Below are 24,513 nucleotides of genomic sequence, written 5' to 3'. Positions count from 1 at the left end.
TTTGTACCCTATCGGTCAGATGAGAACGAACCTGATGGTCGCCATCTGCCAGAACAATCGAGGTCATGATGAAAGCATTTTCAACTGAGAGCACCTTACTGATCGTCGGCATGGTGGTCGCCTATATCCTGTTCACCACCTGGCTGACCTGGCGGCTGCGCAGTAAAACCAGCGGCGACTTCATGGAAGGCTCCCGCGCCATGCCCGCCTTTATCGTTGGCATTATGCTGATGTCAGAGTATATCGGGGCAAAATCGACCATTGGCACGGCGCAGGCAGCCTTTGAGGATGGCTTCGCCGCCTCCTGGTCGGTGATTGGCGCGGCGATTGGGTTCCCGCTGTTTGGCCTGATTCTGGTCAAACGCATCTACAACACCGGAAAAATCACGATCTCCGGTGCCATCGCCGAGAAATATGGCAGCTCAACCAAGAACATTATCTCGCTGATTATGATCTATGCGCTGCTGCTGGTGAACGTCGGGAACTACATCAGCGGTGCGGCGGCGATCTCCACGGTGCTGAAGATCGACCTGACGCAGGCGGCCTTTATCACTGCGGTGGTCAGTACCTTCTACTTTGCGTTTGGCGGCATGAAAGGCGTCGCCTGGGTTACGCTGCTGCACAGCGCCATCAAGTACATCGGGATTCTGATTATTCTCTATGTGGCACTGAAGATGACCGGCGGCGTGGCCCCGATGATCGAGAAAATGCCGGCGTTCTACTGGACGTGGGACGGTCACGTCGGGGCCAGTACCATTGTGGCCTGGCTGATCGGGACCGTGGGATCGATCTTCTGTACGCAGTTTGTGATCCAGGCGATCTCCTCCACCAAAGATGTGAAGTCCGCGAAGCGCGCTACCTGGGTCGCCTTCATCTTCTGCCTGCCAATCGGTCTGGCGATGGCGCTGATTGGCGTGGCGGCGAAGTTCGCGCATCCCGATATCAAGAGCCTCTATGCGCTGCCAGTGTTTCTGCAGGATATGTCACCGTGGCTGGCAGGCATTGTCACCACCTCGCTGGTGGCCTCGATTTTCGTCAGCGTCGGCACCGTTGCGCTGGCCATCGCCTCGCTGGTCGTCAAAGATTTTTACGTGCCTTATCGTAACCCGACGCCGGAGCGCGAATTTAAAGTGACGCGCTGGATCTCGATTGGCATCGGCTTCTTCCCGCTGCTGTTTGTCCTGTTCTTCCCGGAAGTGCTGAAGCTCTCGTTCTTTACCCGCGCGATTCGCCTGTCGATCACCGTGGTGGCGATCATGGCGTTCTATCTGCCGTGGTTTAAGAGCACGCGCGGTGCCAACGCCGGTCTGATTGGTGCCTGCGTGGTCACGTCCGTCTGGTTCCTGATGGGTAATCCGTTCGGTATCGACAATATGTATGTGGCGCTGATTACGCCGGCCATCATTATGGTGATTGACCGCTGTATCCCGTCACGCCAGTCTCAGCCTCAACCGCAACACAATGCACAAAATAGTGGAGCCTAATATGACTCAGGAAACCGTCACCGCAGAACGCACCGGCCTGGTTGCGCCGCACCCGCAGGATAGCGCCCAGCAGATTGCGATGCTGCCCTCCTCCTGCCCGCAAAACCATGCGGCTAACCTGCTGCCGCTGCCCGATGGCGATCTGCTTTGCGTCTGGTTTGGTGGCACGCAGGAAGGGATTGCCGATATCTCAGTCTGGTGTTCCCGGCTGACAAAAGGCAGCGATCGCTGGAGTGACGCGCAGAAGCTTTCTGACGATCCGGGTCGCTCAGAACAGAATCCGGTGCTGTTTCTCGATCCAGACCAGGTGCTGTGGCTGCTGTGGACAGCGCAGAAATCGGGCAATCAGGACACCGCGATCGTGCGCTATCGCCAGTCTCACGATATGGGCAAAAGCTGGGGCGAGATCAAAACCCTGCTGGATAAGCCCGGCACCTTTATTCGTCAGCCGATTGTCGTGCTGCCCAACGGCAACTGGCTGCTGCCGGTGTTTTACTGCCTGACGCAGCCCGGCGAAAAGTGGGTCGGCAGCTATGACGTCAGCGCGGTAAAAATCTCAGAAGATAAAGGCCAGAGCTGGCGCGACGTCAGCGTGCCTGACAGCACCGGCTGCGTTCATATGAACGTGACCCTGCTGGATGATGGCTCGCTGCTGGCACTCTACCGCAGTCGCTGGGCCGACCATATCTACCAGAGCCGCTCGTTTGATCAGGGTGAAAGCTGGAGTGCGCCCGAGCCGCTGTCGCTGCCCAACAATAACTCCTCCATTCAGGTCACGACGCTGCGCAACGGTCATCTGGCGCTGGTGTTCAATGCGATGAGCGCCGAAGGGGCCAGCGAGCGCCGGTTGTCGCTGTATGACGAAATTGAAGATGATGAAGAAGACGGTGACGTTGCGGTTGCCGCCGAGCCGGTGGTGCACAGCGGGCGCACCGCCTTCTGGGGCGCGCCACGAGCGCCAATGACGCTGGCGATCTCAACAGATGGTGGCAAAAGCTGGCCGCTGCAGCGCAATCTGGACGAGGGCGACGGCTACTGCATGACCAATAACTCTCAGCAGAAGTTAAACCGTGAGTTCTCTTACCCCAGCATCAAGCAGGGTGTGAACGGCGAACTCCATATCGCCTACACCTGGTATCGCCAGGCAATTAAATATGTGCGGGTCGGGGAGTCCTGGGTGCAGGGAGGTGACGCGTGATTGAAAAGATGGCGCTGGTGACCGGCGCAAGTTCCGGCATCGGTCAGGCGATTGTGGATCGCCTGCTGGATGAGGGCTGGCAGGTGATTGGCCTGAGCCGATCGGCGATAAACCGGTCAGACGCGGGCTGGCAGAGCCATCAGATCGATATCAGCGACAGTGCGGCATTGCAGGCTTTACTGGACAAACTGCCGGTGCCGCAGGCGGTGATCCATGCAGCGGGAATGATGCAGGCCGCGCCGCTCGGGGAGCTGGATCTGAACGCCAGCACACGCCTGTGGCAACTGCATGTTGCCGCCGCAGAACAGCTGGCCAACCATTTTGCGCCCCGGATGAACGCGGGCGGCAGAATCGTGCTGCTGGGTAGTCGCACGTCAGGCGGTGCGGCGTGCCGTAGTCAGTATGTGGCCACTAAATCGGCGATGATCGGCATGGTGCGCAGCTGGGCGGCAGAGCTGGCACCGCGCGGCATTACAGCCAATATCGTGGCGCCAGGTGCCACCGAAACGCCGATGCTACAACAGCCGGGCCGGGCCAGTTCCCCGCCGCGCTTGCCACCGATAGGCCGCTATATTCAGCCGCAGGAAGTCGCCGGACTGGTCGGGTTCCTGCTTTCGCCTGCGGCCGCGACAATCACCGGTCAGCAGCTGGTGATGTGCGGCGGTGCGTCGCTGAGTTAATGAACAGGCCGGGCGATTCGGGTAGCCCGGCCTGTATCAGCGTAAAAATTACCGTACGGGTTTACCGTACTGGTTCACAAACTGGCGATAGGCGGCGATCACCAGCTGAAAATCTTCAATGCCGCAGAAGGAGAGGCTCTCTTCGTCGTAGTAGTTCATCCCCTCTTCCATTCCGTCATCTTCCAGTGCCAGCAGATTGGCGCGAATCATTACCTCTTCCTCATCCAGCAGGATGGTGTACTCACTGCCGATGCGCTGCCACTGACGTACGCTGCCTTTGACGTCTTCGATTGCGGCTTCCACTTCATCCAGCAATCCTGGATCGTTTTTCACCTCTTCGTTGAACCAGTGGCCGACCGCTTCATGATCCATCGACATACGAACCTTAATCTGTCCGGTCACATCGCGTAAAAATTCATATTCCATCGCCCGTTCCTCTTAACGTCATCGCGTCACTAAATGAGTGTCAGCGCTGCCTGCGCGGCGTAGTGTGACACGTCGCGCATTATTACAGGCTGTCTGGCGAAATCCAGCTTTTGATCGAACCGCCCTCAATGCACAGACGTAAAAAAGGGGCGAATCATCGCCCCTTAGTCATGACTGGCAGGTGAAGAATCAGACCGCGGTCTGGAAAATCACGCCGTCAGCTTTATCGGTGTACTGCGCCAGCTGGTCGAAGTTGAGATAGCGATAGGTGTCGCTGGCCGTTTTATCGACCTGCGCCATAAATTGCTGATACTCATCCGGCGTTGGCAGACGGCCTAACAGTGAAGCCACTGCCGCCAGCTCTGCAGATGCCAGGTAGACGTTAGCGCCGGTACCCAGACGATTCGGGAAGTTACGGGTCGAGGTAGAAACCACCGTCGAACCATCTGCCACACGTGCCTGGTTACCCATACAGAGTGAACAGCCCGGGATCTCAATACGCGCACCGCTTTTACCGAATACGCTGTAGTAGCCCTCTTCGGTCAGCTGTGCCGCATCCATCTTGGTTGGCGGAGCCACCCACAGACGGGTTGGCAGTTGGCCTTTGTGGCTATCCAGCAGTTTACCGGCGGCACGGAAGTGACCAATGTTGGTCATGCACGAACCGATAAACACTTCGTCGATCTTCTCGCCCTGAACGTCAGAGAGCAGACGGGCATCGTCCGGATCGTTTGGCGCACACAGGATCGGCTCTTTAATGTCAGCCAGATCGATTTCGATTACGGCGGCATATTCAGCATCCGCATCCGGCTCAAGCAGCTGAGGATCGGCCAGCCATTTCTCCATGCTTTCAACGCGACGCTCCAGCGTACGACGATCGCCGTAGCCTTCTGCGATCATCCACTTCAGCAGCACGATGTTGGAGTTCAGGTATTCGATAATCGGCGCTTTATCCAGCTTGATGGTACAGCCCGCAGCGGAACGCTCGGCTGACGCATCGGACAGTTCAAACGCCTGCTCGACTTTCAGATCCGGCAGACCTTCAATCTCAAGGATGCGGCCAGAGAAGATGTTTTTCTTACCTTTCTTCTCAACGGTCAGCAGACCCTGCTTGATAGCATACAGCGGAATGGCGTGAACCAGATCGCGCAGGGTAATGCCTGGCTCCATCTTACCCTTGAAGCGCACCAGCACTGATTCCGGCATGTCGAGCGGCATGACGCCCGTCGCTGCCGCAAACGCCACCAGGCCTGAACCCGCCGGGAAAGAGATGCCGATAGGGAAACGGGTATGCGAGTCACCACCGGTGCCCACGGTATCCGGCAGCAGCATACGGTTCAGCCAGCTGTGGATAATGCCGTCGCCCGGACGCAGTGAGACACCGCCACGGTTCATGATGAAGTCAGGCAGCGTATGGTGCGTGTTCACATCCACTGGCTTAGGGTACGCAGCGGTGTGACAGAAGGACTGCATCACCAGATCGGTCGAGAAGCCCAGACAAGCCAGATCTTTCAGCTCATCACGGGTCATCGGACCGGTCGTATCCTGCGAGCCAACCGAGGTCATCTTCGGTTCACAATAGGCACCCGGACGAATACCGGCGACGCCACAGGCACGGCCAACCATTTTCTGCGCCAGTGAGAAACCACGGGTGCTCTCCGCGACATCTTTCGCCTGACGGAATACGGTGCTGTGCGGCAGACCCAGAGATTCGCGCGCTTTGGTGGTCAGACCGCGACCGATGATCAGCGGAATACGGCCACCGGCGCGTACTTCGTCAATCAGCACTTCGGTTTTGAGTTCGAAGCTGGCCAGCAGATCGTTGGTTTCGTGGTTGCGGACTTCGCCTTTGAACGGATAGATGTCGATAACATCGCCCATATTCAGGTCATTGACGTCCACTTCAATCGGCAGTGCGCCCGCATCTTCCATGGTGTTGAAGAAGATGGGTGCAATTTTGCTGCCCAGTACCACGCCGCCGCCTTTTTTATTCGGCACGTTCGGGATGTCGTCGCCCATAAACCACAGCACCGAGTTGGTGGCGGATTTACGTGAAGAACCGGTTCCGACAACGTCACCGACATACGCCAGCGGGAAACCTTTGGTCTTCAGTGCTTCGATCTGTTTGATCGGGCCGATATTGCCCGCTTCATCCGGCTCAATACCTTCACGGGCATTTTTCAGCATCGCCAGGGCGTGCAGCGGGATATCAGGACGTGACCAGGCATCCGGGGCCGGAGAGAGGTCGTCGGTATTGGTTTCGCCAGTGACTTTGAACACCGTAACGGTGATTTTCTCAGCCAGCTCAGGGCGTGACAGATACCACTCCGCATCGGCCCAGGATTGCATCACCTGCTTCGCGTATTCATTACCCGCTTTCGCTTTCTCTTCGACATCATAGAAGTTGTCGAACATCAGCAGCGTGTGTGAAAGGGCTTTCGCCGCGATGGGTGCCAGTTTGCTATCGTCCAGCGCGTCAATCAGCGGATGAATATTATAACCACCCTGCATGGTGCCGAGCAGTTCAACCGCTTTTTCAGGAGATATCAGAGGAGAGGTTGCTTCGCCTTTGGCGACAGCCGCCAGGAAACCGGCTTTGACATACGCCGCTTCATCGACGCCAGGTGGGACTCGGTTGACCAATAAATCGGTCAGAAATTCTTCTTCACCCGCAGGTGGATTTTTCAGCAGTTCAACCAGCGCGGCCATCTGGGAAGCCTCTAAAGGCTTAGGTACAATTCCCTGGGCAGCACGCTCGGCAACGTGCTTACGGTATTCTTCTAGCACGACGTTATCCTCGCTCTCATTATGTAGGGCTTTCCGACCACCTTGCTCACTTATGGAGAACACACTTCCCTTTCTCGTCCAGGTTGAGGTGCCCGGTTTCGCGGAGGGCAGAATAGCAGGATTTCGTCTGTTTGTTAATCTGTTTACAAAAATACAACATAATCCACTGCGCCCGTTCTGCCCGCTTATACTCCCGCATCAGCCAGCTAAGCTGGCTAATCGGGTCACTCCGCAGCGTACCGCATCTCAGAGTAAAAACGGCAGGGTTATGTCAGCGTTGGCGCAGTTTTAGTGAGGTGATTCAGGGGAATAGATAACTGGCAGGAATAGAAGTGAACGGTCCTCCGGGTTACCGCAGAGGCGAATGCAGGCGGATAGCAACACCAGGCCAGAGATAAGCCTGGTGTCATTGGCACCTGAGACGATTACAGCGTGGTTTTCATTTCCCGCAGTGATACCGGCCAGTCACCCGGCCAGACGTAGTGGTCTTTCAGAATCCGCGCACTGTAGTCGAGACAGATTTTCACCGGCAGGTTGGGATAGATTCGCTCCATCTCCTGCACCAGCTCTTCGCTGTTTTTGACCTTGTGCAGCGTCTTAATGAAATCGTTGATATAGGTGCGGGTAAAGCCTATTGCTGAGGGGCTGAGCGATGGCGTCGTTCGCGAATGGCCAGGGATCAGGACTTTCGGCGCCAGCGCTTCAAGTTTATCCAGACTTTCCATCCATTTCGCCATGCGTTCCGGCGTACGCATATCGGCAATCCAGACATGTGCATCCGCGAAGACCACGTCGGAGGCGATTAGCGTTTTCGTCGAGGGGATCCAGAGCGGTGTCACACGAATACAATCGCCACTGAGATCGCTAATAATTTTAATCTCCTGCCCTTCCAGCCAGATCGTATCCTCTTCCAGTTCGGTGATCGCAAACTTAGTGCGGGCACCGTTCTCTTTTAAAACCTGCTTACCCCAGTAATCAATTTTGAAGTCAAAGGCGTCATTAACATCTTCGGCGACCTGCTTGTAAGAGAGAATTTCAGCAGCCGGAAAGACCGATTTAATCACTTCAAGACCCAGAAAATGATCGGGATGCAGGTGGGTAATAAAAATGCGTTTCAGGTCGAGACCGGTTTCGATAATTTCAGCGACTAACCGATGCGCATTCGCCAGCGTGAACTGGGCATCGACTAATATCGCCTCTTTCTCACCCATAATAATGGTGGAACTGACACCGAAGCCGTCGTGCTGGTCACTGCTGATAAAAACCTTCGTCGATAAATCCATTTTTCGTCCTCATACGTTACACATCAGAAGCTACACGTCAGAAACAACTAAGCAGAAGAGGCCATGATGGCCTCTTTTGTTCACTCTTAATTTTTCAGGTTTTCCGGAAAATTGGCGGGCAGCTGATCAGGCGGGCAGTCAATCACGCTTTCGTTGTTTTCACCGACATTACGAATCACAGTCAGCGTCGCGAACTCATCAATCACTTCGGTTGGATAAGCCGGACCCGCTTCGCGGAATTTCGCCATCTCTTCCAGGTGATCATTCTGGAAGCAGACGGTTTTTTCCGGATTGTTCATGACCCAGCGTGGGAAGAAGATGGTGCCGTGGAAAATTTTATCCGCCAGATTAACGGCCAGGCTGACATCAGTGCCGGTTGGTTCAGTCCAGGAGACTTTATAGACATCCTGCGCCAGGCGAACCACATAAACATGCTGATTTTTAACCCAGCGATTGCCGACCATGCCACTGTGAATGCGATAGTCGATGGTGCTGGCATTTTTAATGTAGAGCTCGTAGTTCCAGCCGTTGTCATAGGTATAAACCAGATGTTTGCCAACGATGCCAGACAGGTCATGTTTATCAAAAGTGCTCATAATTAATTCCTCATTTGTTTTCCTTGAAGTGATTATTGCGCGTTACAAAAGCGATGAATAACGCTATTTTTAGCACTAAATTATTCAATTTTTAGATGGGTTTCCATGTACAAAACAACGCTGGAACAGTGGTATCTGCTCGATGCCGTCGTAAAGGAAGGGAGTTTTGCGCTGGCAGCGGAGAAGAATAATCGTAGCCAGTCCTCATTGAGCTATCAGTTGAGTCTGCTTCAACAACGGCTAGACATGGAACTGCTGGAGCAGGTGGGACGCCGTGCCGTCCTGAGTGCTGAAGGACATCAGTTACTTGCACAGGTGCGTCCACTGCTGGAAGGATTTAGCGCGCTTGAAGCTAAGGCCAGTGCCCTGCGACGGGGTGAACGTTCGCGCATTGATTTAATGGTGGATGCTACCTTTCCAAAACCTCTGCTGTTTGATGTGCTCAATATATTTCAGCAACGCTATCCACATGTGCGCATCTGGTTCAGCGAAATTGTCCGCAGCGAAACCCCAGACAGGCTGGCGGAACAACAGGCCGATCTCTGGCTGGTGGCGCAATACGGTGATACCCCTTTAGCGGGCGAAAGCCTGATGAGTGTCGATTTCGTCGCCGTTGCCCATCGCGATCACCCGCTGCACAGTGAACCTGCCCCGCTTAATGCTGCCACACTGGCGCGCTGGCCCTGCATTACCATTCTGGATCGCCAGCAACAGCAGCAGTCAGAGGTGAGTGGCGATCAGGCAGAAAACTGGTCATTCACTACCCTGTCGGCAGCGATTGAAGCGGTCCAGCACCAGCTAGGCTATGGCTGGCTGCCGGAACAAAATATCGCCAGCCTCTTAAAGAGCGGTGAACTCCGTCCCCTGCCGCTGCTTCAGGGCCGCCGACGCAGTAGTACGCTGGTGATGTACATCAATGAAGAGAGACTGCCCGGCAACAGCGCCATTGCTGAACTGGCGCAGATGTTTATGGAACGGGTGGCGGCGTGGGAGGTGCGCCGCTGAACGTAAATTGAAGGGCACGCACACAGCAGCTCTTTCTGGCCGCTCGCTCCTTATAACCCCGCTATTTCGCTAGCTCTCATCATTTCCTTTCGCTAAACTGCGGGGCTGGATTCCTCCCAGCATAAATTGCGCAGAGTAACCCATGACCCGCAAATTCAAGCCCTTCACCTCCCTTTCCCGCCGCCACCGTCGCACGCGTGTCCAACACATCAAAAATCTTATCCATCGCGAGCGTGAGCGCTGCGGTGGGCTACATTACGATGATTGTGATTCTGAAAACGCAGAGGCTATTGCGGCAGGCTGGGTCTGGACCTGGAGTGATGTTCTTTTCCTGGATGATCAAGATCCCACCATCTACTGGAACGCCGAAATCATTACTGCTGATGTCGCTCGCATGGATATCATCGAAAACCGGGTACTCAATGAAGCCACTGCAATGCTTGACCAGACCCAACTGGAGGATGAATTCCGTTTAGAGACAGTGTCCAACTATGACGCGAAAGGAAAGATTGTCAGCTATAAGCAGGTAAAACGCACCCGCGTTGCTTATCCCCAGTTCGGCGGGATGACATATCATGATTACATTAACAAGCGCGTGGCAGATATTCTCCGCGACACCCCACCCGTAATCACCCCTGGTTATCGCATCCAACATGGCTATCGTAGTGGTATTGGTCTGCAAATTATCGTCGCAGAGTCAGAGCTGACGCGTGAAGTCATCGATAATGCCATCCGCACATTTCTGGCAGGTAACATGCCTTCTCTTAAATCTATATAGCCGTTCTGATGCCCCACATCCCCTGCCGGGCTTTTTGACACACCGCCTCGCACGTTAGGGGTTAACGGCTTACTGTCATTGCTAGTCCGGCAGCACAAAGGCTGAATATCAGTAATATTGAAGTGCGATTCCGGGCGATTTTCCCTCGGCCTAACGTGTCTGTCAGAGAAATGAATGGCAGAATCTACTGACGCTTATGATCAAAATGACAGACCAAAAAAAAGCCCCCATAGCGGGAGCTTTCTCTTTGCAGCAGCAGAAACTTACTTCTTCTTCGCTTTCGCGTTAGGCAGATCGGTGATGCTGCCTTCGAAGATTTCTGCAGCCAGACCCACTGACTCATGCAGGGTCGGGTGAGCGTGTATGGTCAGCGCAATATCTTCCGCATCACAACCCATCTCAATGGCCAGACCGATTTCGCCTAACAGCTCGCCGCCGTTAGTACCGACAATCGCGCCACCGATAATACGGTGCGTCTCTTTGTCGAAAATCAGCTTGGTCATGCCGTCTGCACAATCAGAAGCGATAGCACGGCCTGAGGCAGCCCACGGGAAGGTGGAGGTCTCGTAGCTGATGCCCTTCTCTTTCGCTTCTTTCTCGGTCAGACCGACCCAGGCAACTTCTGGCTCAGTATAGGCAATTGAAGGGATCACTTTCGGATCGAAGTAGTGCTTCAGACCAGAGATCACTTCAGCCGCTACGTGGCCTTCATGCACGCCTTTATGCGCCAGCATTGGCTGACCAACGATGTCGCCGATAGCATAGATGTGTGGCACGTTGGTGCGCATCTGTTTGTCGACGCGGATGAAGCCGCGATCGTCCACTTCCACGCCCGCTTTACCGGCATCCAGACCTTTACCGTTCGGCACACGACCGATAGCAACCAGCACGGCATCATAACGCTGCGCTTCGCCTGGTGCTTTTTTGCCTTCCATTGAAACGTAAATGCCATCGTCTTTTGCTTCAACGGCGGTCACTTTGGTTTCCAGCATCAGGTTAAATTTCTTGCTGATTTTTTTGGTAAAGACTTTCACCACGTCTTTATCCGCAGCCGGGATAACCTGGTCGAACATCTCAACCACATCGATCTCTGAACCCAGCGCGTGATATACCGTCGCCATTTCCAGACCGATGATGCCGCCGCCCATGACCAGCAGACGCTTCGGAACTTCTTTCAGTTCCAGCGCATCGGTAGAGTCCCAGACGCGTGGATCTTCATGTGGAATGAATGGCAGTTCGATTGGGCGTGAACCCGCAGCGATGATGGCGTTATCGAAGTTGATGGTGGTCGCGCCGCCTTCTCCTTCAACCACCAGGGTGTTAGCACCGGTGAATTTGCCCAGACCATTCACCACGGTGACTTTACGACCTTTTGCCATACCTGACAGGCCGCCAGTCAACTGGTTGATAACCTTTTCTTTCCAGCTGCGAATCTTGTTGATATCAGTAGATGGCTGGCCAAACACAATGCCGTGCTCTTCAAGGGCTTTCGCCTCTTCAATCACTTTAGCAACGTGCAGCAGCGCTTTAGATGGGATACAACCGACGTTCAGACAAACACCACCGAGGGTGCTGTAACGCTCTACCAGTACGGTTTCCAGACCTAAATCCGCACAACGGAAGGCTGCAGAGTAACCTGCAGGACCTGCCCCAAGTACCACGACCTGGGTTTTAATCTCTGTACTCATCATGACCTCTTAATTGATATCCGGCGGGTCAGACGTTCTTATAATGCCCTTGTTCCACCGGGACTTTCACCGCAAGAGTTTACAGAATTGTTAACAAACTGCCAACAGCGGCGCGACGAATCGTTAAAGGAAGGCCGGCATCCGCCGGCCTTCTTCACATTTACATAACTAAACGACGAATGTCAGACAACATATTGCCGATAATGGTGATGAATCGCGCACCATCAGCACCGTCGATCACGCGGTGGTCGAAGGAGAGAGAAATCGGCATCATCAGACGCGGCGTAAACTCTTTACCATTCCACACCGGCTCCATCGCCGATTTAGAGACACCCAGGATAGCCACTTCCGGCGCGTTAACGATCGGCGCGAAATGTGTGGTACCCAGGCCGCCCAGGCTGGAGATGGTGAAACATCCGCCCTGCATGTCGCCCGCTGTCAGCTTACCGTCACGCGCTTTCTTCGAAATTGCCATCAGTTCACGCGACAGCTCGGTGATGCCCTTCTTATTCACGTCTTTGAAGACCGGAACGACCAGGCCATTTGGCGTATCAACCGCCACACCGATGTTGATATATTTCTTCAGCGTCAGTTTCTGCGCATCTTCAGACAGCGAGCTGTTGAAGCGTGGCATCTGCTCAAGCGCCGCCGCGACCGCTTTCATGATGAACACGACAGGCGTGTACTTCACATCCAGCTTACGCTTCTCTGCTTCAGCATTCTGCTGCTTACGGAACGCTTCCAGATCGGTGATATCGGTTTTGTCGAAATGCGTAACGTGCGGGATCATCACCCAGTTACGGCTCAGGTTCGCGCCAGAAATTTTCTGGATACGACCCAGTTCGACTTCTTCGATTTCGCCAAACTTACTGAAATCAACTTTCGGCCATGGCAGCATGCCCGGCAGACCACCGCCGCTTGCCGCAGCAGGTGCTGCTTCAGCGCGTTTCACGGCGTCTTTCACGTAAGTCTGCACGTCTTCTTTCAGAATGCGACCTTTACGGCCGGTGCCTTTGACTTTCGCCAGGTTAACACCGAACTCGCGCGCCAGGCGACGGATCACCGGAGTTGCGTGAACGTAAGCGTCGTTCTCTGCGAACTCACCTTTGCTGTCGGCTTTGGCTGCTGGCGCCGCGGCGGCTGGCTTAGCATCAGATTTCGCAGCAGGCGCCGGAGCAGCTTCCTGTTTCGCAGCCGCAGGGGCGGCCGGAGCTGCACCTTCGACTTCGAACACCATGATCAGTGAGCCGGTGCTGACTTTATCGCCCGTTGCGACTTTCAGCTCTTTGACCGTACCTGCAAACGGCGCAGGGACTTCCATTGAGGCTTTGTCGCCTTCAACCACGATCAGTGACTGCTCAGCGTCAACTTTGTCGCCAACTTTGACCAGGATCTCGGTGACTTCGACTTCATCACCGCCGATATCCGGCACGTTAACTTCTTTTGCGCCTGCAACAGCAGCGGGTGCCGATGCTGCTTCTTCTTTCACTGCTGGCTTCGCATCAGAGGCCGGTGCTGCGCCTTCTGCTTCAAAGACCATGATGGCTGATCCGGTGCTGACTTTGTCGCCAGTCGCAATGGTGATCTCTTTGACCACACCCGCGAACGGAGCCGGAACTTCCATTGAGGCTTTATCACCTTCCACCACAATCAGTGACTGCTCGGCTTCGACTTTGTCGCCAACCTTAACCAGAATCTCAGTGACTTCGACTTCGTCACCGCCGATATCCGGAACCGCCACTTCTTTGCTGGCAGTGGCCGCAGCAGCGGCTGGCGCTGGCGCTGGCGCCGCGTCCGCTTTATTCTCTGCGGCCGGTGCTGGTGCTGCTTCAGCAGCACCTTCAGCATCAAACACCATGATCAGTGAGCCGGTCTCAACTTTGTCACCGGTAGAGATCTTAATCTCTTTCACTACGCCAGCCTGTGGCGACGGCACTTCCATTGAGGCTTTGTCGCCTTCCACGGTGATCAGCGACTGCTCGGCTTCCACCTTGTCGCCAACTTTCACCAGAATCTCGGTGACTTCAACTTCGTCAGACCCGATATCCGGTACCTTAATTTCGATAGCCATTACTCTATTACCTCTTAAGCCAGACGCGGGTTAACTTTATCGGCATCGATATTGAATTTGGTGATCGCATCGGCCACCACTTTCTTCTCGATCTCGCCGCGTTTAGCCAGCTCACCCAGCGCGGCAACCACCACATAAGATGCATCAACTTCGAAGTGATGACGCAGATTCTCACGGCTGTCAGAGCGACCAAAGCCATCGGTACCCAGTACGCGATAATCGCTGGCCGGGACATAGCTACGAACCTGCTCAGCGAACAGTTTCATGTAGTCGGTTGAAGCAACAGCTGGTGCGTCGTTCATCACCTGAGCGATGTAAGGTACACGCGCTTCTTCAGTCGGATGCAGCATGTTCCAGCGCTCACAATCCTGGCCATCACGCGCCAGCTCGGTGAACGAGGTCACGCTGTAGACATCAGAGCCGATACCGTAATCTTTCGCCAGGATCTGCGCGGCTTCACGCACGTGACGCAGGATAGAACCTGAGCCCAGCAGCTGCACTTTACCTTTGCTGCCTGCTACCGTTTCCAGCTTGTAGATACCCTTACGGATACCTTCTTCTGCACCAGCGGGCATGGCTGGCATATGGTAGTTTTCGTTCAGCGTGGTGATGTAGTAGTAAACATTCTCCTGCGCTTCGCCATACATACGCACCAGACCGTCATGCATGATGACAGCCACTTCATAAGCGTATGAAGGATCGTAAGAGATACAGTTCGGGATAGTCAGCGACTGAATGTGGCTGTGACCATCTTCATGCTGCAGACCTTCGCCGTTCAGCGTCGTACGACCGGAGGTGCCGCCGACCAGGAAGCCGCGTGCCTGCTGGTCGCCCGCCAGCCACATCAGATCGCCGATACGCTGGAAGCCGAACATCGAGTAATAGATGTAGAACGGAATCATCGGCAGATTGTTGGTGCTGTAAGAGGTCGCCGCAGCCAGCCAGGATGAACCTGCGCCCAGCTCATTGATCCCTTCCTGCAGAATCTGGCCTTTCTCGTCTTCTTTATAGTAAGCAACCTGCTCGCGGTCCTGCGGGGTGTACTGCTGACCGTTCGGGCTGTAGATACCAATCTGACGGAACAGACCTTCCATACCAAAGGTACGCGCTTCATCGGCGAGGATCGGAACCAGACGATCTTTGATCGACTTATTCTTCAGCATCACGTTCAGGGCACGCACAAAGGCGATGGTGGTCGAGATCTCTTTGTTCTGCTCATCCAGCAGCGCACTGAACTCTTCGAGTGCTGGCATTTCCAGCTTCTCAGTGAACTTCGGCTGACGCGTTGGCAGGTAGCCGCCTAATTTCTCGCGCTGACCGTGCAGATAAGCATGCTCTTCTGAGCCTTTCTCGAAGGTGACGTACGGCAGTTCTTCGATTTTATCGTCAGCAACCGGCACGTTGAAGCGATCACGGATATAGCGTACGCCATCCATGTTCATCTTCTTCACCTGGTGAGCAATGTTTTTGCCTTCCGCGGTGTCGCCCATACCATAACCTTTGATGGTATGCGCCAGGATCAGTACTGGCTTGCCTTTAGTGTCCTGCGCTTTTTTCAGTGCCGCATAGATTTTCTTCGGATCGTGGCCGCCACGGTTCAATGCCCAGATTTCATCATCGGACATATCTTTAACCAGCGCCGCGGTTTCCGGATACTTGCCGAAGAAGTGCTCACGCACATAGGCACCATCACGGGATTTGAAGGTCTGGTAGTCACCGTCAACGGTTTCGTTCATCAGCTGAATCAGCTTGCCGCTGGTATCTTTGCGCAGCAGCTCATCCCAGCGTCCGCCCCAGATGACCTTAATCACTTCCCAGCCAGCACCGGCAAAGATGCCTTCCAGCTCGTTGATGATCTTGCCATTACCGGTTACCGGACCATCCAGACGCTGCAGGTTGCAGTTGATGATGAAGACCAGGTTATCCAGTTTTTCACGGGTGGCGATGGTGATCGCACCTTTAGATTCCGGCTCATCCATCTCGCCGTCACCCAGGAAGGCATAAACGGTCTGAGCAGAGGTGTCTTTCAGGCCACGGTGTTCCAGATACTTCAGGAACTTCGCCTGATAGATCGCTGACAATGGACCCAGACCCATTGATACGGTCGGGAACTGCCAGAATTCCGGCATTAATTTCGGGTGCGGATAAGAAGAGAGGCCTTTACCGTCAACTTCCTGACGGAAGTTGTTCATCTGATCTTCAGTCAGGCGACCTTCAAGGAACGCACGGGCATAGATGCCTGGAGAGATGTGGCCCTGGAAATAGACCAGATCGCCGCCATCCTTGTCACTGCGGGCGCGGAAGAAGTGGTTGAAGCACACTTCATAAATCGTCGCAGAAGACTGGAAGGAGGACATGTGACCACCGAGCTCCAGATCTTTCTTCGACGCGCGCAGCACCGACATGATGGCGTTCCAGCGGATTGCGGAACGGATACGACGTTCAAGAGAGGTGTTGCCCGGATAATCGGGTTCATCTTCAACGGCAATAGAGTTGATGTAGTTGCTGATTGCAGACGAACCTGCAGCCACTTTTACGCCGCCTTTGCGGGCTGCACCCAGTACCTGATCAATCAGATACTGTGCACGTTCAACACCTTCTTCACGGATGACCGATTCGATCGCCTGTAGCCAGTCACGAGTTTCAATCGGATCCACGTCATTGTGTAAACGTTCTGACATGGGTGTGTTCCTTATCTGTGTCTAATACGTTGAATAATCGGGAGCCTGTTAAAGCAGATGCAGGCAGCCTCGTCTGATGTCCGTACGATCTTTGTCGCACGTTATTCCTTACGTTGCTGTAAACGACGCAGGGAGCGTTCTCGACGGCTCTGCTCCCGACTTCTGTCCAGCAAGATTTCCTCTATGAACGCCAGGTGACGGTGTGAAGCCTCGCGCGCTTTTTCTGGCTCACGAGCCACAATCGCCTCAAAGATTCTGGCGCGGTGACCGCTCACTTTTGCCAGCATTTCCCGGCGCGAGTAGAGCAATTCGAAATTCTGACGAACGTTTTGTTCCAGCATAGGGCCCATTGAGCGTAGCAAATGTAAAAGCACAACATTATGGGCCGCTTCTGTGACAGCGATCTGATACTGCATCACTGCGTCCGCTTCGGCGTCTAAGTCGCCGCTGTCCTGCGCCTGCTGGATATGCACATGGCAGTCGCGAATGCGCAGCAGGTCTTCTTCCGTGCCGCGCAGAGCTGCGTAATAGGCCGCGATGCCTTCTAAGGCATGACGCGTTTCCAGCAGATCAAACTGTGATTCCGGATGGTCGGCGAGAAGCTCAACGAGTGGATCGCTCATGCTTTGCCAGAGATGCTCCTGTACGAATGTTCCGCCACCCTGTCGGCGCAGCAATAATCCTTTGGCTTCTAAGCGCTGGATCGCTTCGCGGAGAGATGGACGTGAGACATCGAATTGTTTAGCGAGTTCGCGCTCAGGGAGCAGCTTCTCTCCCGGACGCAGTGTCCCTTCCATAATCAGGGATTCGAGCTGTTGCTCGATAGCGTCGGAGAGCTTAGGTTGGCGAATCTTACTGTAAGCCATCATCCCTTCTTATTAAGCCAATCGTCCGGAGTAAATTGGTAATACCAATTGCAAAGAGGTGCCGGTAAAGTAACAAAGTATTCACCTTGTGTCTATATGGTGTCTGCGACATTCACCTCCCCCGCAAGCCTGTGCTGACGCTAACTCGCGGTTAAAAAAATGAAAAATCCCCGTTCCTGTAAATGTTAAATAAATGCACTTTTACCAAACCTTACACCCGCTCAGGGCCTGAGCGCAGCGGTAACCATAAGTGAAAGCTATTCGTCATTAACGGCATTTCATGGCAGAAGTTTGCGGGGGACAGACGTGACCGGGACGGCGTTTTTTCAGTCAACTCTCAGCACGAAAGGCGAAAGCAGGTGCAAAGCGATTCGCTTATCACTATTCTTGTCGCCAGGGTAGCAGATGGCAGCATTCAGCAGGCCAGATACCGTAAAATAATCAATACGTTATTGTAACTACTTCATTACAGCGGACTGCGCTGCGAACGAAGAATAAAAACATCACGAGGTTTGTATGGAACAACAGCAAGGCGAAGCGCTGAAACGTGGTCTTAAGAACCGCCATATTCAGCTCATCGCGCTGGGTGGTGCAGTGGGAACCGGGCTGTTTCTGGGCAGTGCATCGGTCATTGAATCCGCCGGACCGGCCGTTATTCTGGGCTATGCGATTGCCGGTTTTATTGCCTTTTTAATCATGCGTCAGCTGGGTGAAATGGTGGTGGAAGAACCGGTCGCCGGCAGCTTCAGCCACTTCGCGTATAAATACTGGGGCAACTTTGCCGGCTTCGCCTCGGGCTGGAACTACTGGGTCCTTTACGTACTGGTTGCCATGGCGGAACTTACCGCCGTCGGTAAATATATCCAGTTCTGGTGGCCAGACTTTCCGACCTGGGCCTCAGCCGCCATCTTCTTCGTGATGATCAACGCCATCAACCTGACCAACGTGAAAGTGTTTGGTGAGATGGAGTTCTGGTTCGCCATTATTAAAGTGGTCGCGGTCATCGGCATGATCCTGTTTGGTGGCTGGCTGCTGTTTAGCGGTCACGCGGGTCCGCAGGCGACCGTGCGCAACCTGTGGGAACAGGGCGGCTTTTTCCCGCATGGCATCGGCGGTCTGGTCGCGGTCATGGCAATTATCATGTTCTCGTTCGGCGGACTGGAGCTGGTGGGTATCACCGCTGCAGAGGCTGACAACCCGGAAGTGAGCATTCCAAAAGCAACTAACCAGGTGCTGTGGCGTATCCTGATTTTCTACATTGGTTCACTGGCGGTGCTGCTGTCTCTGATGCCGTGGAGCCGTGTCACGTCAGAAGTCAGCCCGTTCGTCTTTATTTTCCACGAGCTGGGCGATGCCATGGTGGCGAATGCGCTGAACGTGGTGATCCTGACGGCGGCCCTGTCGGTCTATAACAGCTGCGTTTACTGCAACAGCCGCATGCTGTTTGGTCTGGCACAGCAGGGCAATGCGCCGAAAGCGCTGCTGAAAGTCGATCGTCGCGGTGTGCCGGTCTTAACGATTCTGGTCTCGGCTGTCGCCACTGCGCTGTGCGTGCTGATCAACTACCTGATGCCGGGTGAAGCATTTGGCCTGCTGATGTCGCTGGTCGTTTCCGCGCTGGTGATTAACTGGGCGATGATCAGCCTGGCGCACCTCAAGTTCCGTCGTAAGAAAGATCAGCAGGGCGTCACCACCCGCTTCAAAGCGCTGCTCTATCCGGCGGGTAACTGGATTTGCCTGGTCTTCCTGGCGGCGATTCTGGTGCTGATGGCGACCACGCCGGGCATGGCGATCTCTGTCTGGCTGATCCCGGTCTGGCTGGTCATTCTGGGTATTGGTTACTTTATCAAGAACCAGACGCAAAAGGCCTGATGCTTTACCGCGTACTGCAACCTCCTGTGGGAGGTTGCAGTACGTCACCCGCGTTCCCCTGCCCCTCTTCAGCCCCGATCCAGTTCACACTTCTCTTCCCGCACCTGTTTTGTCCATCTTCATGACGAATTACTCCCGTTCATCTCGCTGATTTGATGACAATAATTCCTGTTCACACTGGATGCGCAGGAGAAAACCATGAAAGGTGCAGCCCTCTCGTTTCGGGAAAAACTGGGTTATGGCATGGGCGATGCCGGATGCAACATGATTGGCGGTGCCATCATGCTGTTCCTGAACTACTTCTATACCGATGTTTTCGGGCTGGCTCCGGCGCTGGTCGGGACCCTGCTGCTTTCGGTCCGGGTGCTGGATGCGGTCACCGACCCGATTATGGGTGCCATCGCCGATCGCACCCAGAGTCGCTGGGGCCGTTTTCGTCCCTGGCTGCTGTGGGTTTCCGTGCCCTATGTGGTCTTCAGCGTTCTCATGTTCACCACGCCAGACTGGACTTATCACAATAAGGTGATCTGGGCCTTCGTCACCTACTTCCTGATGTCGCTGACCTACACCGCGATTAACATTCCTTACTGTTCGCTGGGCGGCGTGATTACCAACGATCCCGGTGAGCGTGTCTCCTGTCAGTCATACCGTTTTGTTATGGTCGGCATCGCCACGCTGATACTGTCGCTGTCGCTGCTGCCGATGGCGGAGTGGTTTGGCGGTGAAGACAAAGCACGTGGCTATCAGATGGCGATGGCGGTACTGGCCACCATTGGTCTGGCGATGTTTCTGTTCTGCTTTGCCACGGTACGGGAACGTATTCGCCCGGCCGTGCCGAGCAATGATGACCTGAAGAAAGATCTGCGTGACGTCTGGAAGAATGACCAGTGGGTGCGCATTCTGCTGCTGACCTTCTGCAACGTCTGTCCTGGCTTTATCCGCATGGCGGCCACCATGTATTACGTGACCTGGGTCATGGGCCAGTCAACGCACTTTGCCACGCTGTTTATCAGCCTGGGGGTGATTGGCATGATGTTCGGCAGCACGCTGGCAAAACTGCTCACCGATCGCTGGTGCAAACTCAAAGTCTTCTTCTGGACCAATATCGTACTGGCTCTCTTCTCCAGCGCCTTCTACTGGATCGATCCCCACGCTACCGTGATGGTTGTGGTCGCCTATTTTGTGCTGAATATTCTGCATCAGATCCCCTCTCCGCTGCACTGGTCACTGATGGCCGATGTGGATGACTATGGCGAATGGAAAACCGGCAAACGCATTACCGGTATCAGCTTTTCCGGCAACCTGTTCTTCCTTAAGGTGGGGCTGGCGGTCGCCGGTGCGATGGTCGGCTTTCTGCTGTCGATCTACGGCTACAATGCAGGCGCTAAACAGCAGTCACCGGAAGCGATTAACGGCATCATGCTGCTGTTCACCGTTATTCCGGGCGTTGGCTATCTGATTACTGCAGGTGTGGTGCGGCTGATGAAAGTTGACCGCAAAATGATGATTACCATCCAGCAGGATCTTGCGCTGCGCCGCGAAAACTTCCATGAGTTACACACTGTTCGCCTGCGTAACGGTGTTGTCACGCCAACCGGAGATGTTAAATGACCACAATCCTGCCGAATCCTTTTATTGAGCAGCGCGCCGATCCCTTTATCCTGCGCCATGAACAGCACTACTATTTTGTGGCCTCGGTGCCGGAGTATGACCGGCTGGAGATCCGGCGCGCTACCACGCTGGCTGGCCTGCGCAGCGCCGAACCGGTTGTGGTCTGGCGCAAGCCCGCGAGTGGTTCCTGCAGCGAATTAATCTGGGCACCTGAGCTGCACTACATTGACGGTCAATGGGTCATCTATTTCGCGGCAGCCCCGACGCGGGAGATCAAAGAAGGACTGTTTCAGCACCGGATGTATGCGCTGGTGTGTGAGGCGGCAGATCCGTTGCAGGGCGAATGGCAGCCCTGCCGCCGCGTCTTCAGTCAGTTTGACAGCTTCTCACTGGATGCTACCCACTTCGTGCATCAGGGCAAAAACTGGTATCTCTGGGCGCAGAAAGATCCTCTGATTCCTGGCAACTCTAACCTCTACCTGGCTGAGCTGCTGAATCCCTGGACGTTAAAAGGCACGCCCGTAATGCTGAGCCGGCCGGAATATGAGTGGGAGTGTGCAGGGTTCAGCGTTAATGAAGGTCCGGCGGTCATCCGTCACGGCGATCGGCTGTTTGTGACCTACTCCGCCAGCGCCACCGATGAGAATTACTGTCTGGGGCTCCTGTCGATTGCCGCAGATGCCAACCCGCTTGATGCCGCAGCCTGGCAGAAATCAGCGCGACCAGTGTTTGTGTCCAGCTGGGACAACCACCAGTACGGGCCGGGTCACAATAGCTTTACTCAGGATGAGGCAGGACGCGACGTGCTGGTTTACCACGCGCGTAATTACACTGAAATTGAGGGCGATCCGCTCTGGGATCCGAACCGCCATACCCGACTGAAATATTTCAGCTGGCGGGAAGATGGCACGCCCGATTTTGGCGTGCCACCTGCTGATTACACCAGCGTGCCGTAAATCGTCAGCAACGCGACGGCAACAACCAGCACCAGCGAAGTCCGTTTTGCTAACGCCACGGCCACCCGTGGCGTTTCAACTTTATCGGTGTGCGGATCGCGCGACAGTGAGAACTGCGCCAGCGTCGTCAGCACGTGATACTGAGAACGGTGACGATCGGTCAGCGAGGCAAACCAGGCGGGCAGCGCTTTTTCGCCGTGGCCCAGCAGCGCGTAAGCGACACCCGCCAGCCGCACTGGGATCCAGTCGAGCAGATGCAGAATCGCATCCACGCCAGATTGTGCACGCGCCATCGGTGTACCGTGCTTTGCCAGCCAGCCCTGCCAGGCACGCAGAAACGCGTAACCCACCAGCAGCACCGGTCCCCACGGCCCACCCACCACCAGCCAGAACATCGGGGCGAGATAGAAACGGAAGTTTATCCAGATCAGCGCATTCTGCAGCTCGCGCAGGAACTCACGTTCGCTGCACTCCACCGGCACACCATGGATTAGCGTCAGCTCAGCCGCCATCGCCTGATGTGCCGCGTCGTCGTCATGGCTGGCCGCTTTCAGGTAGCTATGGTAGTGCTGACGTACTGAGCCGGCACCGATGCAGAGCAGTCCGGCAACGATCCAGAACAGCAGTTGCAGTACGCCAAACAGTAATCCTTTCAGACTCCAGACCACCAGCGCGGTCAGCGCCATCGCCAGTACGGTCATCAGCAGGGTTCGCATCATGGAGTAATGGCGGCGATGGCGAAAAATCGGCTCCAGCCGGTGTTCGAGCTGCCAGTGCTCGCCCAGTTTGAACAGGCGCTCCCAGCCTAAAACCAACAACAAGGTAAACAACGTCATACTGACTCCGCAAAAATCACGATTTTTGCTGCGTTAACAGCTGTTTGTAGTAGTCCCAGTCAAAAGCAGGTCCGGGATCGGTTTTGCGTACCGGCGCGATGTCGCTGTGCCCCGTGATACGTGAAGGCGTTACCGGATAGTGTTGCAGCAGTAACTGCGTGACCTGCTGCAAGGCCCGATACTGCGCCTCGCTATACGGCTCGCTGTCAGTTCCTTCCAGCTCAATACCGATGGAGAAGTCGTTGCAGTTTTCACGTCCTTCAAACTGCGAAATGCCTGCATGCCAGGCGCGTTTGTCAAAGGGGACATACTGCACAATCTCCCCGTCACGACGAATCAGGCAGTGTGCTGCCACTTTCAGGGCGGCAATATCCGCAAAATAGGGATGAGCATCCGGCGGTAATGTGCCGGTAAACAGTCTGTCGATCCAGGGTCCGCCAAATTCACCGGGTGGCAGGCTGATATTGTGGATCACCAGCAGTGAAGGCGCCTCATTGTCAGGGCGTTCATTACAATGCGTTGACGGCACGTGACGCACACCGGTCAGCCAGCCCTGTTTGATTTTCATACCGCTTTTCCTTATATCGCCAGGCTGAGAATAGCATGAATAATAAAGGATTCTTGCCTCTTAGTGTGTCGGTCCGGTGACATTAAATTGCCCTTTGTTAAGGATACTAAACAAAATGTTATCCGTTGCTGGAACCTGATGCCGGTTCAGGCTATTGTGACCGCCTCTGTCCTTCCTGTTTCTGGAGTAAAATGCCTATGTCATCCCGTGGTTATGATCCCGACAGCCGCCGTCAGGCCCTGATTAAACGCATTGAAAGTGACATCCCGGATGCCGTTGCGCTGGCGTTAAAAGAGGATCTCGGTGGTGAAATCGACGCTGATCGCGACATTACCGCGCAGCTGTTACCTGCTGAAACGCAGGCCCATGCGCAGGTCATCACCCGTGAAGCCGGTGTTTTCTGTGGTAAACGCTGGGTTGAAGAGGTGTTCATTCAGCTTGGCTCGCATGTGACTCTGAACTGGCATGTTGAAGATGGTGATCGAATCGAAGCAGATCAGTTGCTGTTTGAAATTGAGGGGCCTGCCCGCCTGCTGCTGACCGCCGAGCGCACGGCGCTTAATTTTGTACAGACGCTCTCGGGCGTTGCCACTGAAGTCAGCCGCTATGTTGCGCTGCTGGCGGGAAGCCAGACGCAACTGCTGGATACGCGCAAAACTCTGCCAGGACTGCGGACTGCGCTGAAATATGCCGTGCTGTGCGGCGGAGGCAGCAATCATCGCCTCGGCCTCTCTGACGCCTATCTGATCAAAGAAAACCATATTATTGCCAGCGGATCGATTGCTCAGGCAGTCGAACGCGCGCAGTGGCTGCAGCCCGATGTGCCGGTTGAGGTAGAGGTGGAATCCTTAGAAGAGTTACGTCAGGCGCTGGAAGCGGAAGCCGACATTGTGATGCTGGACAACTTCAGTCTGGAAGCGATGCGTGAAGCCGTCGAACTCAACCAGGGGCGGACGCTGCTGGAGGTCTCCGGCAACGTGACCGAAACCACCCTGCCACAGATCGTCCTGACCGGTGTGGACTATGTCTCGGTTGGCGCGCTGACCAAGCATGTGCGGGCGCTGGATCTCTCAATGCGTTTTAAACAAAAATAGCCTGTCCCGCCGTAACCTGACACGGCGATTTTG

At 54.9% G+C, this 24,513-nt stretch carries 19 protein-coding genes; 9 read left to right on the top strand and 10 right to left on the bottom strand.

All coding sequences use genetic code 11. The features are described from left to right. The first annotated feature begins 68 nt into the window (after positions 1-68). From BY447_RS14110 to BY447_RS14100, 3 genes are read left to right on the top strand one after another with little or no spacing between them, the layout of a single operon-like run. A complete protein-coding gene (locus BY447_RS14110; RefSeq protein ID WP_013356800.1) occupies positions 69-1,484 on the top strand; it encodes a sodium:solute symporter family protein in 1,416 nt (471 codons plus the stop codon). 1 nt (position 1,485) lies between these two features. Beyond that, the gene (locus BY447_RS14105; RefSeq protein ID WP_008925597.1) at positions 1,486-2,682 is read left to right on the top strand and encodes a sialidase family protein; all 1,197 of its coding nucleotides are present in this window, start codon (positions 1,486-1,488) and stop codon (positions 2,680-2,682) included. Between the two features lie 8 nt (positions 2,683-2,690). Next, on the top strand, positions 2,691-3,362 hold the full coding sequence (locus BY447_RS14100; protein WP_179291181.1) for an SDR family NAD(P)-dependent oxidoreductase: 672 nt from the start codon (positions 2,691-2,693) through the stop codon (positions 3,360-3,362). A gap of 48 nt (positions 3,363-3,410) precedes the next feature. Here BY447_RS14100 and yacL read toward each other — a convergent pair whose 3' ends face one another. The 4 genes from yacL to BY447_RS14080 form a co-directional block, all read right to left on the bottom strand. Next, positions 3,411-3,788, bottom strand: a complete 378-nt coding sequence (gene yacL, locus BY447_RS14095; protein WP_013356797.1) for a protein YacL — start codon at positions 3,786-3,788, stop codon at positions 3,411-3,413. A gap of 189 nt (positions 3,789-3,977) precedes the next feature. After that, the gene (gene acnB / locus BY447_RS14090) at positions 3,978-6,575 is read right to left on the bottom strand and encodes a bifunctional aconitate hydratase 2/2-methylisocitrate dehydratase (RefSeq protein ID WP_110331373.1); all 2,598 of its coding nucleotides are present in this window, start codon (positions 6,573-6,575) and stop codon (positions 3,978-3,980) included. Positions 6,576-7,000: 425 nt separating this feature from the next. Continuing rightward, a complete protein-coding gene (locus BY447_RS14085; protein ID WP_110331372.1) occupies positions 7,001-7,858 on the bottom strand; it encodes an MBL fold metallo-hydrolase in 858 nt (285 codons plus the stop codon). Between the two features lie 86 nt (positions 7,859-7,944). After that, positions 7,945-8,454, bottom strand: a complete 510-nt coding sequence (locus BY447_RS14080; protein ID WP_013356794.1) for a phenolic acid decarboxylase — start codon at positions 8,452-8,454, stop codon at positions 7,945-7,947. 105 nt (positions 8,455-8,559) lie between these two features. Between BY447_RS14080 and BY447_RS14075 the strand changes: the two genes are divergently transcribed. Both BY447_RS14075 and BY447_RS14070 read left to right on the top strand, forming a co-directional pair. Beyond that, positions 8,560-9,459, top strand: coding sequence for a LysR family transcriptional regulator (locus BY447_RS14075; RefSeq protein WP_110331371.1), 900 nt, complete (start codon positions 8,560-8,562; stop codon positions 9,457-9,459). Positions 9,460-9,601: 142 nt separating this feature from the next. Further along, complete coding sequence (locus tag BY447_RS14070; RefSeq protein ID WP_110331370.1) at positions 9,602-10,237, top strand: hypothetical protein; 636 nt, start codon at positions 9,602-9,604, stop codon at positions 10,235-10,237. A gap of 263 nt (positions 10,238-10,500) precedes the next feature. Here the strand turns inward: BY447_RS14070 and lpdA are convergent, their stop codons facing one another. From lpdA to pdhR, 4 genes are all read right to left on the bottom strand, one after another. Further along, positions 10,501-11,925 carry a dihydrolipoyl dehydrogenase gene (gene lpdA, locus BY447_RS14065; RefSeq protein ID WP_010253950.1) on the bottom strand — a complete coding sequence of 475 codons (1,425 nt, stop codon included), beginning with the start codon at positions 11,923-11,925 and terminating at the stop codon, positions 10,501-10,503. Positions 11,926-12,085: 160 nt separating this feature from the next. Beyond that, the gene (gene aceF / locus BY447_RS14060; RefSeq protein WP_110331369.1) at positions 12,086-13,996 is read right to left on the bottom strand and encodes a pyruvate dehydrogenase complex dihydrolipoyllysine-residue acetyltransferase; all 1,911 of its coding nucleotides are present in this window, start codon (positions 13,994-13,996) and stop codon (positions 12,086-12,088) included. A 14-nt stretch (positions 13,997-14,010) separates the two neighbouring features. Further along, positions 14,011-16,677 (bottom strand): pyruvate dehydrogenase (acetyl-transferring), homodimeric type, encoded by a 2,667-nt coding sequence (aceE, locus tag BY447_RS14055; protein WP_110331368.1) that lies wholly within the window; start codon positions 16,675-16,677, stop codon positions 14,011-14,013. A 101-nt stretch (positions 16,678-16,778) separates the two neighbouring features. Beyond that, on the bottom strand, positions 16,779-17,543 hold the full coding sequence (gene pdhR, locus BY447_RS14050; RefSeq protein ID WP_033781878.1) for a pyruvate dehydrogenase complex transcriptional repressor PdhR: 765 nt from the start codon (positions 17,541-17,543) through the stop codon (positions 16,779-16,781). Positions 17,544-18,059: 516 nt separating this feature from the next. Between pdhR and aroP the strand changes: the two genes are divergently transcribed. The 3 genes from aroP (at position 18,060) to BY447_RS14035 (ending at position 21,982) form a co-directional block, all read left to right on the top strand. Further along, positions 18,060-19,415, top strand: coding sequence for an aromatic amino acid transporter AroP (gene aroP / locus BY447_RS14045; protein WP_013356787.1), 1,356 nt, complete (start codon positions 18,060-18,062; stop codon positions 19,413-19,415). A gap of 198 nt (positions 19,416-19,613) precedes the next feature. Continuing rightward, positions 19,614-21,026: a glycoside-pentoside-hexuronide (GPH):cation symporter gene (locus BY447_RS14040; RefSeq protein WP_033781877.1), complete on the top strand. Its 1,413-nt coding sequence runs from the start codon at positions 19,614-19,616 to the stop codon at positions 21,024-21,026. After that, on the top strand, positions 21,023-21,982 hold the full coding sequence (locus BY447_RS14035; protein ID WP_110331367.1) for a family 43 glycosylhydrolase: 960 nt from the start codon (positions 21,023-21,025) through the stop codon (positions 21,980-21,982). The genes BY447_RS14040 and BY447_RS14035 overlap by 4 nt, the downstream gene beginning before the upstream one ends. On the opposite strand, the gene ampE is transcribed toward BY447_RS14035, so the two are convergent. Together ampE and ampD are read right to left on the bottom strand one after the other, a co-directional pair. Further along, on the bottom strand, positions 21,964-22,818 hold the full coding sequence (ampE, locus tag BY447_RS14030) for a beta-lactamase regulator AmpE (RefSeq protein ID WP_013356784.1): 855 nt from the start codon (positions 22,816-22,818) through the stop codon (positions 21,964-21,966). The two genes, BY447_RS14035 and ampE, sit on opposite strands and share 19 nt — an antisense overlap. 16 nt (positions 22,819-22,834) lie before the next feature. After that, positions 22,835-23,386 carry a 1,6-anhydro-N-acetylmuramyl-L-alanine amidase AmpD gene (gene ampD / locus BY447_RS14025; RefSeq protein WP_013356783.1) on the bottom strand — a complete coding sequence of 184 codons (552 nt, stop codon included), beginning with the start codon at positions 23,384-23,386 and terminating at the stop codon, positions 22,835-22,837. Positions 23,387-23,583: 197 nt separating this feature from the next. On the opposite strand from ampD, the gene nadC reads away from it, so the two are divergent. After that, the gene (gene nadC, locus BY447_RS14020) at positions 23,584-24,480 is read left to right on the top strand and encodes a carboxylating nicotinate-nucleotide diphosphorylase (RefSeq protein ID WP_110331366.1); all 897 of its coding nucleotides are present in this window, start codon (positions 23,584-23,586) and stop codon (positions 24,478-24,480) included. Positions 24,481-24,513: the final 33 nt, after the last annotated feature.

This window comes from Pantoea sp. JKS000250, assembly GCF_003201065.1.
Lineage (GTDB): Bacteria > Pseudomonadota > Gammaproteobacteria > Enterobacterales > Enterobacteriaceae > Pantoea > Pantoea vagans.
This window is presented reverse-complemented; position numbering and strand designations above follow the sequence as displayed.

What these genes read in the sequence shown, in the direction of transcription:
- BY447_RS14105 (WP_008925597.1), top strand. Translation starts at nt 1,486, where the DNA reads ATGACTCAGGAAACCGTCACCGCAGAACGCACCGGCCTGGTTGCGCCG.
- BY447_RS14040 (WP_033781877.1), top strand. Translation starts at nt 19,614, where the DNA reads ATGAAAGGTGCAGCCCTCTCGTTTCGGGAAAAACTGGGTTATGGCATG.
- lpdA (WP_010253950.1), bottom strand. Translation starts at nt 11,925, where the DNA reads ATGAGTACAGAGATTAAAACCCAGGTCGTGGTACTTGGGGCAGGTCCT.
- BY447_RS14035 (WP_110331367.1), top strand. Translation starts at nt 21,023, where the DNA reads ATGACCACAATCCTGCCGAATCCTTTTATTGAGCAGCGCGCCGATCCC.
- ampD (WP_013356783.1), bottom strand. Translation starts at nt 23,386, where the DNA reads ATGAAAATCAAACAGGGCTGGCTGACCGGTGTGCGTCACGTGCCGTCA.
- BY447_RS14070 (WP_110331370.1), top strand. Translation starts at nt 9,602, where the DNA reads ATGACCCGCAAATTCAAGCCCTTCACCTCCCTTTCCCGCCGCCACCGT.
- ampE (WP_013356784.1), bottom strand. Translation starts at nt 22,818, where the DNA reads ATGACGTTGTTTACCTTGTTGTTGGTTTTAGGCTGGGAGCGCCTGTTC.
- aceE (WP_110331368.1), bottom strand. Translation starts at nt 16,677, where the DNA reads ATGTCAGAACGTTTACACAATGACGTGGATCCGATTGAAACTCGTGAC.
- BY447_RS14085 (WP_110331372.1), bottom strand. Translation starts at nt 7,858, where the DNA reads ATGGATTTATCGACGAAGGTTTTTATCAGCAGTGACCAGCACGACGGC.
- nadC (WP_110331366.1), top strand. Translation starts at nt 23,584, where the DNA reads ATGTCATCCCGTGGTTATGATCCCGACAGCCGCCGTCAGGCCCTGATT.
- BY447_RS14080 (WP_013356794.1), bottom strand. Translation starts at nt 8,454, where the DNA reads ATGAGCACTTTTGATAAACATGACCTGTCTGGCATCGTTGGCAAACAT.
- BY447_RS14075 (WP_110331371.1), top strand. Translation starts at nt 8,560, where the DNA reads ATGTACAAAACAACGCTGGAACAGTGGTATCTGCTCGATGCCGTCGTA.
- yacL (WP_013356797.1), bottom strand. Translation starts at nt 3,788, where the DNA reads ATGGAATATGAATTTTTACGCGATGTGACCGGACAGATTAAGGTTCGT.
- BY447_RS14110 (WP_013356800.1), top strand. Translation starts at nt 69, where the DNA reads ATGAAAGCATTTTCAACTGAGAGCACCTTACTGATCGTCGGCATGGTG.
- BY447_RS14100 (WP_179291181.1), top strand. Translation starts at nt 2,691, where the DNA reads ATGGCGCTGGTGACCGGCGCAAGTTCCGGCATCGGTCAGGCGATTGTG.
- aceF (WP_110331369.1), bottom strand. Translation starts at nt 13,996, where the DNA reads ATGGCTATCGAAATTAAGGTACCGGATATCGGGTCTGACGAAGTTGAA.
- aroP (WP_013356787.1), top strand. Translation starts at nt 18,060, where the DNA reads ATGGAACAACAGCAAGGCGAAGCGCTGAAACGTGGTCTTAAGAACCGC.
- pdhR (WP_033781878.1), bottom strand. Translation starts at nt 17,543, where the DNA reads ATGGCTTACAGTAAGATTCGCCAACCTAAGCTCTCCGACGCTATCGAG.